The sequence below is a fragment of the Marinobacter sp. LM1 genome (genome assembly GCF_042763285.1).
In the GTDB taxonomy this organism is placed as follows: Bacteria; Pseudomonadota; Gammaproteobacteria; order Pseudomonadales; family Oleiphilaceae; genus Marinobacter; species Marinobacter nauticus.
Window position 1 is genome coordinate 3,542,387 of sequence record NZ_CP114373.1, and the last position, 13,510, is coordinate 3,555,896.

Below are 13,510 nucleotides of genomic sequence, written 5' to 3' on the forward strand. Positions count from 1 at the left end.
CGTCAGCTCGCATTGCGCTTGCAATAAGCCCCATGTACTCCATGTCGATTGGTGTCGCGTGTTGTCAACCTGACGCACACACCGGGCAGAAGCGACAAGCAGTGAATTCGGTGCAGAATATATCATCTACGCCTACTTGAACGGATAAAGACAAAAACACTGGAGAAAGAAGTTGGCTTGGAAATTTCAGTTGCAGCTTGCGAGCAAAACAATCGCCAGCACGGTGTTGGGCGGGCTGACCGGAATGGATCGGTTATGGCACCGCCGCGAAGCCAGCATGATAGCCTACGCGGCAGCAGCGTTGTGTGCCTGCGGCTTTGCGTTTGTCTCGCAGCATATTCCAGGTACCGATCCCAGTCGCGTTTTGGTTTCAACAAAAGATAGGATGTGCAACCATGGAAAAAACACTTCGCCTTGACCTCCCGCTCCTCCTTCCCGACACGCCGGATGCGCATGGGGCTTGTGCACAGCGGCTAGCCGAGAGCCTGGAAACTCGTGAAGGTGTCTCTATCGCCCACGTTCGCAATACAGAAAGCGGTGGGGGCATGGAGCTATGTATTCATTACGACCCCGCATTGCTTTCGCTTGAACGAGTCCGCGAAGTCGCCAAGGCGTTCGGGGCAGAGATTACCTCTCAGTTCGGGCACCTCGTGTGGCAGGTTGAAGGTATTCCGGATCAACGTCGGGCAAGAGCGGTCAGCGCACAGCTGCGCAGTCTCCCGGGGGTTGTAGAGGCCGAGGCCAATGCCAAGGGGCCGCTGCGGATTGAATTTGATCGAAGGCAAACTGATGAAAACACTCTGCGCAATGCCCTTCAGAACATGAGACTGTCGCTGGTACAAGACGAATCCAGACCGCATGAGCCGACTGGAGAAGCACACGATCATGAGCATGGCGGCATATTTGGTGCGCAAACGGAACTTATTTTTGTGGCCTTGTGCGGTGCGCTGTTGCTGATTGGCTGGCTTTTGCCGAAGTTCGTGGCGACGCCGCCATGGGCACCCCTGTTCGTCCTCGTGCCCGCCTATTTCTTCGGCGGCTACTACGCCCTGCGCGAGGCTATTGACAGTGTGCGCACTGGCCGGTTCGAGATTGATTTTCTGATGCTGGTGGCGGCGGCGGGCGCGGCAGCGCTTGGTGAATGGGCCGAGGGCGCATTGTTGCTGCTCCTCTTCAGTCTTGGCCATGCGCTGGAAGGCTATGCCATGGGTCGCGCCAAGCGGGCCATCGAAGCGCTTGGCGCCCTGGCGCCCAAAACCGCCACCGTGCGCCGGGATGCCAAGGTCGAAGAGATCGCCGTCGATGCTTTGCGGGTCGGTGACATCGTGCTGGTGAAGCCGAACGAGCGTCTGGCCGCGGACGGGTTCGTCATCAAGGGTGAAAGCAGCGTCAATCAAGCACCGATCACAGGCGAGAGCGTGCCGGTGGACAAATCACCCGTCGGGGATGCGACCGTTGCCGCGGAAAAACCCGACCTCGTGGATGCCGAAAACCGTGTCTTTGCCGGTACGATCAACGGCGGCAGTGCGTTGGAAATTCAAGTCACGCGCACATCGGCGGATTCGACCCTCGCCCGCGTCGTCAAGATGGTGAACGAGGCCGAAACCAACCAATCGCCCACCCAGCGCCTGACCGACCGGTTCGAACGCATCTTTGTACCGGCGGTTCTGGTTCTTGCCGTTGCGCTTTTGTTTGCGGGCTTCGTCGTCGACGAACCTTTCAGCGACACCTTCTATCGCGCCATGGCTGTACTGGTAGCGGCAAGCCCCTGTGCGCTTGCGATCGCGACGCCAAGCGCGGTTCTCAGCGGGGTCGCACGCGCCGCCCGTGGCGGTGTTCTGATCAAAGGCGGTGCCCCGCTCGAAAATCTGGGGCGGCTGACGGCCATCGCCTTCGACAAGACCGGCACACTGACAGAAGGCAAGCCGAAGCTCGTCGATGTGGTGACGGCCGATGACGTAGCGGAAGAGGAGCTTCTGCGGGTGGCGGTTGGGGTCGAGATGTTGAGCGACCATCCCCTCGCCGCTGCCGTTGTCAGGGGTGGACGCGAACGCCTGGGCGATACGCCTGCCGCCGAGTCATTGAACCTGCGCAGCATTACGGGCCGCGGGGTCGTGGCAGACGTCGAGGGCGAGACAACCTACATCGGTAAGGATGACCTGTTCGCGGAGATTGGCGGCCCTGCCATTCCTCCTTCTCTGAAGATCCAAATAGAAGCATTGGAAGCGAACGGCCGCACCACGATGGTTGTTCGCCAAGGCGACCGATATCTTGGCGTGATTGGGCTGATGGATACGCCGCGCGAAGCGGCACCGGCGGTGATAGAGACGCTGCGCACGATCGGCATTCGCCGGATGATCATGATCTCTGGCGACAATCAGCAGGTCGCGGACGCTGTCGCGCGGGCTGTCGGCCTTGACGAGGCACGCGGTGATCTGATGCCCGATGATAAGGTGGAGACGATCAAAAAACTGCGCGCAGAGGCTAAAGTAGCGATGGTTGGCGACGGCGTCAACGACGCTCCCGCGATGGCGAACGCCACAGTCGGCATTGCCATGGGCGCGGCGGGCTCGGATGTCGCGCTGGAAACCGCCGATGTGGCTCTGATGGCGGATAACCTGAACCATTTGCCCTTCGCCGTGGCGTTGAGCCGGTCGACGAGCTCAATCATTCGACAGAACCTGTGGTTCAGCCTGGGCGTTGTTGCCTTGCTGGTTCCCGCGACGATTCTCGGTCTTGGGATTGGACCTGCGGTGGCGGTTCACGAAGGGTCGACTATTGTCGTCGTGTTCAACGCACTGCGCTTGCTCGCATTTCGTTTTGCTCCACCTGTTACACCCGTGGGTAGGGTATCCAATGCGGAAATGTCGGTGTAATCAACCAGACAACAGGAAGCCGTTGCAGGAAGCTCCCAATGAAGTGGATCGAACAAACTCTCGGACCACTCTTCCTGGATGGGGATACAAGGCGTGTTCATTTGTTCGAGCTTCTGCTTGACGTGAATGACGGATTGAAAAAGGCAGGTAATAACACACAATTTACAGGTCATTGGTGCTGGATCATCGGCTGCGCAAACTCCGACGACCGCGCTAGCGGCCTTACATACATGTGTGAAGATTATTATCACAGAATAAGGGGCGGTGTTATCCCGCTCTCTTCCAGAGCCCAACGGGCGCGCCATATATCTGAACGCCGCTCAAGCACCAGATAGTTGCGTTCCGCAATATAGCGCGACTTCTGACCGGGGATACATGGGATTCGGATCGGACACGCCTTGAGCGGCGATTCACCAAATTGTGCAAGGGCCCCCAGAATTCGTGCCCACACCCTTGGCGGGGCGCGATGCGCAATGCCCGAGGCAACCAGCTGGTGTAACCAGCGACCGGCGCCGAGCTTCATCGTGGCACGCGTCGCCAGGTGGATTTCCCCCGAAAGCACCGTGACATCATGGCCGTTGGCAAGCGCCATGTCCCGGATCACCCGAAGCATATCGCACCATTCGTCACGGTGAGCGCGGCTTTGCCACTGATCGCGCAGATCGTCCTCGTATTTCTGCATTTTGGGGATGGCGACCATCAGAGCCTCAAGCACCGACAGGCGTGGACCCAGCAACGGCACGCTGGACATCAGGAACGTGTGACCCTGCACCGGGGTCGAGGCCTCAGCTCGAATCATCTTCCAGCCGCCGTCCCCCATTACCTCGTGGCGCGTACGCTCCGACCTCATATCAGGTGCAAGGAGGCGCAGACCGGCTGTGCGAACACTCCAGCCCAGATGCAGCCCGGCAGGATCGTGGAACCGTTCAGGCAGATCACCATCTACTGCGGCATGCTGAAAGGTCAAAAAACTCTCGCGGGCAACATCAAACAGGATTTGGCCGACCGGTGTGTCGGTCTTCGACCCCGGTAGCGATCCCCAGCCATCGCAAATATCGTGGTCGTCCCACTGCATGAGAGACGGCACGCGCGCGGCGATCCAGACAAATTCCGGCGCACGATAAAGCGCCACGTAGCGCTCCAGGAAGCGTTCGCGCAAATAATGGCGCAAATCGGCAAGATCGGCGCGCGAAGGATCCTTGGGGATATGTTCGGGCCAGTCCTCGCTCAGGGGGTGACCCTCGGTGACTTGGTCAGCATAGACCTGATCGCCACCGTGCAGCAGCAGGGAAAACGGCGCGTTCCGGTGATCTTCTGTCAGGCGTGCCCACATCGCATTGCGCTCGGACCCTTCGCGCTCCAGATCGCCGATTTGCTCGCCGTTGCAGGACACATAGGCGATCCGTATATCGCCTCGAAAATCACTTGCCAAGGAGTAACTTTGGCCGTTCCAGGCATAACAGGACGAGCGGTTTGCGGGCAGGTCGAAGCGTGCTCGCCAAACGGTCATATGATCGTATTCCGCGAGGATTTCCGCTGTATGTACGCCGTGGACCGTTTCGATTGGCTCCGGGCACTCGCCATTGTCCGCAATGAAAAGGACAGAGAGCCGTAACACATATTTCTCGACATGGTCGAGAAAGAGAAGCGGTCCGGTCATGACCGGAGGTTCGGATGTCATGCGCAAGGTGGTTCCGATCAGTCTTCGGGCACTACTGTCGCCGTTGTCCTCGTCGCAGGACAGCGGGTATTGCAATCAGCGCGATCAGCCCTGCAACCCAAACCAGCAGAACGACCGTCTTGACAAGAAAATGAATCGATCCACCCGCCCAGCCGAGCAGCCCCTCAATATTGGCCGCATCACGTAAAGCCGTGGCTTCCTCCCCAAGGCCAAACCACTTCGCAAGCCCCGCTCCGGTATCGGCCAGTGGCCCGGCTGCACCGGAGATCCAGGAGAGGACCGGATCGACCAGCCACCAAGCGCCGAGCGAAAGCGCAGACCATATGACCAGCCCGGCCACGATGACCGAGGTCGGAATATTCAGCACCGGCAGGGCTCTGCGTTCGCGATAGCCGGAATGGTCATCGCCCTCATAATACCCACCCATGTCGCGATACCGTCTGTGTTTGGGTCGCCGGAAAAGATGATGTCCCATGATTTGCTTCCTCTAAGGGTGACGTTCACCTCCGCCAACACAACGTATCGCATCCTTGACCACCAGATGACCGCGGTGCGCGTCAAGGCCCCAGGTCAAAGTCCAGACGTAAGGATCCTGCGCCGCGGTGACACCAGGCAGGCCCATGTCCACCCGAGTTGCGCCGCCTGAACAAACCTGTCTAATCAAAAATTTCCGACAACCAGGACTTGCGGCGATACCCATGTTTGCCATGGCCTCCATGCTTGCCGTAACCGCCGTGCTTGTCATAGCCTCGGGGTTCTGGCTCGCGACGTGGTGGCGGCGCCAGTTCTACGGCACTACGCTCGATGATCTTGTCCAGCTCCCCCCGGTCCAGCCACACGCCCCGGCATTTGGGGCAATAATCAATTTCCACACCTTGTCGATCGGCCATCGTCAGATCAACACTCTCGCATACTGGACATTTCATGAGCTTCTCCTTTAGGTCAATCATCAGGGAAATCATAGTAGCACCATACTCACACCCCTTCACACTTGGGGCAACTAATCAAAATATTCTCCAGCATGTTATCGGCACCAACCATGATTAATTGGTGTGCCCAGAAGCCCCCTGCCCCCATTGAGCAGGTGATCTATTATCTGTTGTGAATCAAGGGGCAGTCTAGTTGCGGTAGGAATGCCTCTCACGAGGCACCCCCCGCACAGATCCGTACGTGCGGTATTACCGCATACGGCTCCTGCCTCGGGTGACGACGGCGAAACCGCTCGCTGGGCCAGGGGTGGAGGATACGCGGTAGCGGGAGCCAGGCATCGCGAAAGCGTTTGAAGCGTTCCCACGTCAAGCCCCGTGCTTTCTGGCTTCTGCGCCTCAACGCCTTGAACCAGGCGCGGCTGAGATGGTGCCAGAAAGCTCGAAGCGAGGCCAGATTGTATGGCACCGCGTGATAATTGTAGTACCCCTGGAGCACGGCGCACAGCCAACGAGCGGTCTCTGGAACCGGTCGATGCAGGCGCCGACGCAATTGCCTTTTCACTTGTTGCAGTTTAGCCCGTAAGCGCTTCGCGGCAGTCTGGCGCCGGATGGTGTACTTGCCTCGGCGTGTGCACGAACAAATATGTGTCATACCCAGGAAGTCAAAGGTCTCCGGCTTGCCTGCGCCGCGCTGCTTACGGTTGATGTTGGCATAGCGGCCAAACTCCAGTAGCCGCGTCTTCTTCGGGTGCAGCGTCAGACCGAACCGATTGAGGCGTTGCGCCACGGCGGTGCGGAAAGCCTCCGCATCGTCGCGGCCTTGGAACCCCATAACGGTATCGTCGGCATAACGTACAATGACCACCCGTCCACGTGCGTGGTGTCTGCGCCACCAATCGGCCCATAGGTCAAACGCGTAGTGAAGGTAAATGTTGGCCAGCAACGGCGAGATGGCTGCGCCTTGAGGTGAGCCCTCGGCGAGATCGAGCCATTGCCCCTCATCGAAGGCGCCTACTCGCAACCATTTCTTGATCAGTCGCAGAATGCGCTTGTCGCCAATCCGGTGGCCAAGAAAGCGCATGAGCCAGTCGTGCTGGATGTGGTCGAAAAACCCCTGGATGTCCATATCCAGAACCCAGTTGACCGGTTGACTGGTCAGGCCGACCCAGAGCGCGTCCAGCGCATCGTGTTGGCTTCGCCCCGGCCGGAAGCCGTAGCTGAAGCCTTTAAAGTCGACCTCGTAAATGGCATTGAGCACCTCCACCAGTGCGCCCTGGACAACCTTGTCCTCCAGGGCAGAGACGCCCAGCAGTCTCTCACTGCCGTCCTCTTTGAGGATGCGTGCTCGTTTGACCGGCTGAGCCCGATAACTGCCCTCTTGTACACTCCGGTGCAGGTCCACGACCCGCTTCTCTGCAATCGGTGCGTAATCTTCCCACCGCACCCCGTCCACGCCTGGACTCGCATTGCGCTTGAGGCGCGCAAAGCTTCCTCTCAGGCACTCCGGCGTTAGGTGGTGCAGCAAGGCAGTAAACTGCAACGTCTTGTCCCTTCTTGCGGCTTCCCGTACACCGATCAGACCGCGCGCCACGGCCCCTGGGCTCTGTGTCCCAGTCGTGGGCGCCTGAGCGGTGTTCCCCTTGGCCGAGCCCCTTCGCTCCACGAATTCCTCCGGCTTTTGGCGAGTTTGGTCTTGCTCTCGTTGATTGCCTTCGTTCATCCGCTTCTCCACTACTATGGGCTCGTCCGACTGCCCAACCGCGTTCATGCAGGTCGTTCGGGTCTTTCACCTTCACCTGCCGATCTGATGATGCACTACCCACACCACCAGATACGCGCTGGGCTCTCCCAGGTTCCGTGCATGCTGTATAGAGCTGCGTGCTCAGGGTCTATGACTCCGTGGGGCCCGGCCGGGACTTGCCATTTGCGCCTCGGCCAGTGTTGCCTTCCGTGAACGGGCATACCGTCGGCACCCCAAGGGCGAGAATTTTCGGGGCTCAATACCTGGCCCACAACAACCCCTGTCAACGCTTGCCCACTCCGGTTACCCGTCGCGGCCATGACTCGGGGCCAAGGCGGCTGGCCAGCCTTACCTCGTAGCGCATTTCCAGCGCCACCAACATGCCAGATTAACCTGGCGCATCGCCCGAATTTCTCATGAGGGGATAAAAGAAAGCGGCTGAAAGTGTTAAAATTTCAGGACCTTACACCATCAATCAACACCAACAACCGCTATCCAAAATGGTACCTCAAAAACTGACCTTCTCGCCACTTTCCCGCCGCCAGATTGAAACCGACTTCTCCGGAGGCCATATCACCTCCGATGCCGGCTTGCTGTTACTGCGCGAAGTCGACAAACAACACCGGTTAACCCAACGGCTGGCCGAGACTCTGACCGACCAGCGGGATCCCCGGATGATTCGTCATGAGCTCAAGTCCCTGGTCCGGCAACGGGTCTACGGCGTGGCCGGTGGCTACGAAGATCTGAATGATCATGAAGCGCTTCGCTTTGATCAGGCACTACAAACCGCCACGGGGAATGCCTCGACTCTGGCCGGCAAGTCCACGCTTTGTCGAATGGAGCAGGCGATGGATCGGCAAACCATTGTCAAAGCGCATGAGTTGCTCTGGCACCACTTTATCGAGCAGCATGAGAAGCCGCCCAAGGAAATCGTGCTGGATTTTGACGGCACCGATATTCCGGTGCACGGCGACCAGCCGGGTAAGTTCTTTAACCGGTATTACGACCATCACTGCTACTTCCCGCTTTACGTCTTCTGCGGTAGGCACTTGCTGGTGAGCTATCTGCGCACCAGCAATCGAGGTGATGCCCGGCACAGCTGGGCCATTCTGGCGCTGCTGGTGCGATTTATTCGCGAGTATTGGCCACAGACCCGGATCGTGTTCCGGGGCGACTCCCACTTCAGCAAGCCCCGACTGCTGGCCTGGTGCGATCGCAACCAGGTGGATTACATCGTAGGCATGGCCCGCAACCAGCGGCTGGAGGCGCTTGCCGCCCCAGCCATGGACAAAGTCCGGACCTACTACGAGGCTCATGGCCATAAGCTCGCCAGCACCTTCCGCTTCCGCTACAAAGCCCGAAGCTGGCATAAGCCACGCTGGGTGGTTGCGCGCCTGGAATATGGCCCTCAAGGCCCGAACCCCCGGTTCGTTATCAGCTCCCGCTACGATGACGGATTCAAGCTCTACTACGAACAGTATTGCGCACGGGGTGATATGGAGAACCGGATCAAGGATCAACAACTGGATCTGTTTGCCGGTCGCACCTCCAGCACACACTGGTGGACCAACCAGTGGCGGCTGATCTTATCCGGCTTCGCCTACACCCTGTTCGAGCGTTTGCGGGTGCATCTGAAAAACACGCCCTTCGAACGTATGAGTGCCGGCACCTTGCGCTTGAAGCTGATCAAGGTTGGCGCAGTCATCATCCGCAACACCCGCCGAATACGGGTGTTGATGAGTGATAGCTATCCACACAAGAACGATCTCTCAGCACTGGTTCAGCGCTTGGTGCCCCAGTAGATAATCGGGCTCCCCCGGCCCGATACCAATGGGGGAAAGGGGGAGTTGTGCCTGAATGCCGGAAACTGGCTAAATAATCGCCAACTTCGACCATGACCACTCGGATCTGGCACTACCAGGCTTGGTCTGCGAAGGTTGTTGGAGCACTATGAGAAATCCGGGCTAGGAGTCTGCGCGGCAGAAACGTTTTGAGCCCTCGTTTCCGCCAGACCGGATCATTGTCTGGCCGGAAGGAGTGTTCGCGATATCGGATCGGCTCCATCATCGCTTTCGATCCAGCCAGTTAACCGGTTAAAAGGGGCATCGCAGGGCCCCAGCTGTACCTACCGTGAGCCAAAGGCTGCCTCAGCGACTTATGCCAGCCTCATCAGTGAACTCATGCGCCTGAGATTGAGCGACAGACAGACAAGATCCCATTCACCCTGCACCGCCTGAAGGCCCCGCAAGCCGAACTGCCGGAAGCCCAGGACATTCTTGATCCAGCCATTCACCGCCTCAACCATGTGCTTGCGCTGAGCGTAGACTGCTCGCCCCTCCGCCGTGGTAAGCTTCTCCTCCATGCGGGCCGTCGCCGGGTACCGGCTCGCGTTTATATCTCCGGTTTTTTTGCCTTCCCGGCGCAGCGAGACGTAGCCATCTATGCCTTTTGTCTCCAATGCCTGCAAGTCTTCCTCTTTGCGATAACCCGCATCAGCCAGACATTGGCCCGGGTAACTTCCCAGAGTTTCTTTTACCTCGCCCAGCAGCGGCACCAGACAGCCGTTATCACTGGGGTTGTTACCCTGGCGGTTGCCCACGATGATCTGGAACTCGCCATCCACGGCCAGTTGGCCGTTATAGCATTGCTGGAACCCATCATTCGTTTTCATGATCCGGCTTTGGGGGTCGGTAAAGTTACTCTGAGCCTTGTCCTCCGGAACTCCATAATCTCTCTTGAAGTTCCGGCCACCCTTGGGTGAGCGGCGATCATCGTCTGGATGCCGGCCTTTGGCCTCATCTTGCGTTTTTTGATCCGCTTCCAGTTTCTCCTTCGCTGCCCGGATCTTGTCCAGCCGCCCCTGACGGTGCTGAAGCTCTTCGGGTAACTCGTCGCCCCGCTGATCCGGGCCAAACTGTTGGTCTTCCGATTCATCCACACGGCGAGCCTGGCCACAAAGCTCATCAACCTCTTTTGACAGACGGGCTTCTTCCTCCCGCATGCGGTCATAGCTCATGGCCTTGTGCTTACTGGCGTTGGCCCGGACCTTGGTGCCATCAATCGCCAGCGTACCGAGAGTAACCAATTCCGCTTCCTGGGCGATCCGGACCACCTGAATAAATACGGCCTTGAACGCAGCCAGGTGTTGCTTGCGAAAATCGCAGATAGTGCGGTGTCTGGGGAAATTGCCAGCCGCCAGGACCCGAAGGGCGACATCTTCTTCCAACTTCCGGGCGATCTTTCGTGATGAAAACACGCCGGTCGCGTACGCATAGATCAACACCTTCAACATCATCCGCGGATCGAAAGGCGAGTTGCGCCGACCGCTCCCTTCATACCGGGCGTAGAAGGCACTCAGATCCAGTTCCTCGACCACGTCACTGATGAAATAGGCCAGATGCCCTTCGGGCAGCCACTCGTTCAGGCTCGGGGGAAGAAGCAGTTCCTGATCAGGTGAATAGGGGCGGAAGGTGGTTCCCATCGGATTCTCCGGTGCTGAAGAATTTTTACGTATTATGCCAGAAGGTGGCTCCTGCCGCGCAGACTCCTAGAGTAAATCTCGTGACCCTCCCCGGCAGCCTCTAGTTTATAGAATTACCCGCACACCCTAGGCACTCACAGCATTCTCCAGGGCTGAGAAGGCCGGCGCGCTGGCCAGACCCTACTCTGCCTCAAGCGGTTTCACTCGGCGTCCGGCTTGAACACCGGGCCATGGCGCAGGGTGTTGACGTCATTAGCATCGGCATACCCGCAAGCTATCTGAACAATCCTCTCGGTCGATAAAGGAAAAGCGGGAGTTGACGGTTTTCAGCCTGTTGACACGTTTCGCCCCATAAGAATTGGCTATTGACTTAATAGTTACAAAACCATAAAGTTTCGAAATGTAATGCTAATCATTATCACCTGCATCCGGCAAATTCAATGATAACGGAGAACAACCGTATGTTTAGACCTTCCCAACTATCACTGGCTGTGGCGATCAGCCTGGCCCCAGCCATGGGCTCTGCCGCTGGCGATGACCAGCCCCAGACCCTTGAAGCCCTGGAAATCATTGGCGATGCGTCCGCAGCCCAGACCCTGCCGGGGTCAGGCTATGTAGTTGGCGATCAGCAGTTGAAAACCGAGGTTGAGGCCGACATCAACCAGGTATTGAAAACCGTCCCGGGCGTGTATGTACGGGAAGAGGAAGGTCAGGGCCTGCGCCCTAACATTGGCATTCGCGGTGCCACCGCCGAGCGCAGCAGCAACGTCACACTGATGGAAGATGGCGTTCTGATCGCCCCGGCGCCCTACTCCAATCCGGCCGCCTATTATTTCCCGACGTTCAAGCGCATGTCCTCGCTGGAAGTACTCAAGGGTGCCCCGCTGCTGCGCTATGGTCCGCAAACCACCGGCGGCGTGATCAACCTGATTTCCACACCCATTCCCGACGAGCAGAAGGGCTACGTCGAAGCCGTCACCAACGAGCGCGGCTCCACCGACGTTCATGCAACCTATGGCGACACGAACGGTGACTGGGGTTACCTGTTTGAAACGGTCCAGCGCTCAGCGCAAGGCTTCAAGGACATTGACCGAAGTAACCGCAACAGTGGCTTCGACATCAGTGATTATGTCGGCAAGCTACGCTGGCAGGGTGATCGCCAGAGCGTGACCGCCAAGCTGCAGTATTCCGAGGAAACCTCCAACTCGACCTATGTCGGACTGACGGATGCGGACTTCAACCAGGACCCCAACCGGCGCTACGGGCTTTCCAGTCCCGACCAGATGGATAATACTCACTCCGGTGTCAGCCTGACTCATCAGTTCGAGTGGAGCGACAATGTAAGCAGCACCACAACCCTCTATCGCAACGACTTCAAACGCAATTGGTACAAGCTCAGTGGCGCCGGAAACATCATCGACCAGGCAAACGCCGGTGACGCCAATGCCCAGGGTATTCTCGACGGTACCGTTGACACCAGCGGCCTGAATTACAAGAACAACGCCAGAGAGTACGTCTCCCAGGGCGTGCAGACAAACTTCGATGTAAACATTGGCAACCACGAATTCGACTTCGGCGCCCGCGCCCACGAAGATGAAATGGATCGCTTCCAGCCGGTGGATGTGTACGACCAGGTCAATGGCTCCCTGGTGTTCCAGAACAGCGTGGCCCCAACGGGCAGCAACAACCGCTTCGAGACCGGCGAAGCCCTGAGCTTCTGGGCACTCGACAAATGGCAGGCGACGGACAAGCTCAGCATTAATCTGGCCCTGCGCTACGAAGATGTGCAGACCAGTCGCACCCAATACGCGGATCCCGGCCGCACAACCATCGACAGCACCCGCGCCAATGACAGCGCTGAACTCCTGCCCGGCGCTTCCTTTACCTACGACCTGACCCAAAGCTGGCAGGTTCTGGGCGGTGTGCACCGGGGTTTCTCCCCTCTCGGAGGTGGTGCCAGGGCAAACGAAGATCCGGAAACCAGCAAGAACTGGGAGGCCGGCCTCCGGTACTTTGGCAATGCGTTCTTCGCGGAAATGATCGGCTTCTACAGCGACTTCTCCAACAAGGCCGAAAACTGTTCCGTGGGCTCGCCGTGCAGCAATGGCGCCACCTCTGGCAGCTTTGTAACCGGCGAGGCTGAAATTTCCGGTGTTGAGTTCCAGCTCCAGACCGGCACCCGGGCAGGCGAGTTCTACCTTCCGGTCAGCCTTACCTACACCTTTACCCAGGCGGAAATCAGCAAGGACAATGCCGCTTCGGGCCTGAAAAAAGGCGAGCAGCTCAAGGACGTACCTGAAAACCAGATGAGCTTCCGGACAGGCATGGAACACCCGAGTGGCTGGGACAACTACCTTGTGGCCACCTACGTCGATGAGATGTGTGTCAGCGCGGGATGCAACAACACCGCCACGAAACTGGACGAGACCGAGTCCCTGTTCCTGGTCGATTTCATCAGCCGCTACGCACTGACCGCCAGTGCCGATGTCTTCCTGAAAGTGGACAACCTGTTCGATGAACAGCAAATTGTCTCACGTTTGCCCGATGGCGCCAGGCCAAACATGCCACGTACCGCTTCGCTGGGGATCAGCGTTAATTTCTGATCAACAACCCAAGGCCAACTGATCGGCGGCGAGTTCGCCTTTGCATTCCCTCTCTGTCATAGCCCCGGTTTCCAGCCGGGGTTTTCTGGCTATGAGAGACCTAACAACCTAATCCCGACAGACTGCCAGACGACTCCACGTGCGCGTCGGTGCGCCCCTTTTTCAGGAATTGATTATTGCCAGATAGCTATGTACCCAG

The 13,510-nt window shown here is 58.3% G+C and carries 9 protein-coding genes; 4 read left to right on the forward strand and 5 right to left on the reverse strand.

From position 1 onward, the window contains the following. The first annotated feature begins 172 nt into the window (after positions 1 to 172). Together OZ656_RS16650 and OZ656_RS16655 are read left to right on the forward strand one after the other, a co-directional pair. Positions 173 to 418, forward strand: coding sequence for a hypothetical protein (locus tag OZ656_RS16650; protein ID WP_136632012.1), 246 nt, complete (start codon positions 173 to 175; stop codon positions 416 to 418). Further along, on the forward strand, positions 396 to 2,876 hold the full coding sequence (locus tag OZ656_RS16655; protein WP_008173696.1) for a heavy metal translocating P-type ATPase: 2,481 nt from the start codon (positions 396 to 398) through the stop codon (positions 2,874 to 2,876). The genes OZ656_RS16650 and OZ656_RS16655 overlap by 23 nt, the downstream gene beginning before the upstream one ends. A 247-nt stretch (positions 2,877 to 3,123) precedes the next feature. Here the strand turns inward: OZ656_RS16655 and OZ656_RS16660 are convergent, their stop codons facing one another. The 4 genes from OZ656_RS16660 to ltrA form a co-directional block, all read right to left on the reverse strand. After that, the gene (locus tag OZ656_RS16660; protein ID WP_074211047.1) at positions 3,124 to 4,557 is read right to left on the reverse strand and encodes an alkaline phosphatase D family protein; all 1,434 of its coding nucleotides are present in this window, start codon (positions 4,555 to 4,557) and stop codon (positions 3,124 to 3,126) included. Positions 4,558 to 4,588: 31 nt separating this feature from the next. Next, on the reverse strand, positions 4,589 to 5,032 hold the full coding sequence (locus tag OZ656_RS16665) for a hypothetical protein (protein ID WP_039882014.1): 444 nt from the start codon (positions 5,030 to 5,032) through the stop codon (positions 4,589 to 4,591). Positions 5,033 to 5,213: 181 nt separating this feature from the next. Continuing rightward, a complete protein-coding gene (locus OZ656_RS16670) occupies positions 5,214 to 5,483 on the reverse strand; it encodes a zf-TFIIB domain-containing protein (protein WP_172515652.1) in 270 nt (89 codons plus the stop codon). A 214-nt stretch (positions 5,484 to 5,697) separates the two neighbouring features. Next, positions 5,698 to 7,077, reverse strand: coding sequence for a group II intron reverse transcriptase/maturase (gene ltrA, locus OZ656_RS16675; protein ID WP_379944733.1), 1,380 nt, complete (start codon positions 7,075 to 7,077; stop codon positions 5,698 to 5,700). A 650-nt stretch (positions 7,078 to 7,727) separates the two neighbouring features. On the opposite strand from ltrA, the gene OZ656_RS16680 reads away from it, so the two are divergent. Beyond that, positions 7,728 to 9,029, forward strand: a complete 1,302-nt coding sequence (locus tag OZ656_RS16680) for an IS1380-like element ISMaq3 family transposase (protein WP_011784498.1) — start codon at positions 7,728 to 7,730, stop codon at positions 9,027 to 9,029. A 353-nt stretch (positions 9,030 to 9,382) separates the two neighbouring features. Here OZ656_RS16680 and OZ656_RS16685 read toward each other — a convergent pair whose 3' ends face one another. Further along, complete coding sequence (locus OZ656_RS16685; RefSeq protein ID WP_053113971.1) at positions 9,383 to 10,708, reverse strand: IS1182 family transposase; 1,326 nt, start codon at positions 10,706 to 10,708, stop codon at positions 9,383 to 9,385. Between the two features lie 461 nt (positions 10,709 to 11,169). Between OZ656_RS16685 and OZ656_RS16690 the strand changes: the two genes are divergently transcribed. Further along, positions 11,170 to 13,311, forward strand: a complete 2,142-nt coding sequence (locus tag OZ656_RS16690; RefSeq protein WP_199451734.1) for a TonB-dependent receptor domain-containing protein — start codon at positions 11,170 to 11,172, stop codon at positions 13,309 to 13,311. Positions 13,312 to 13,510: the final 199 nt, after the last annotated feature.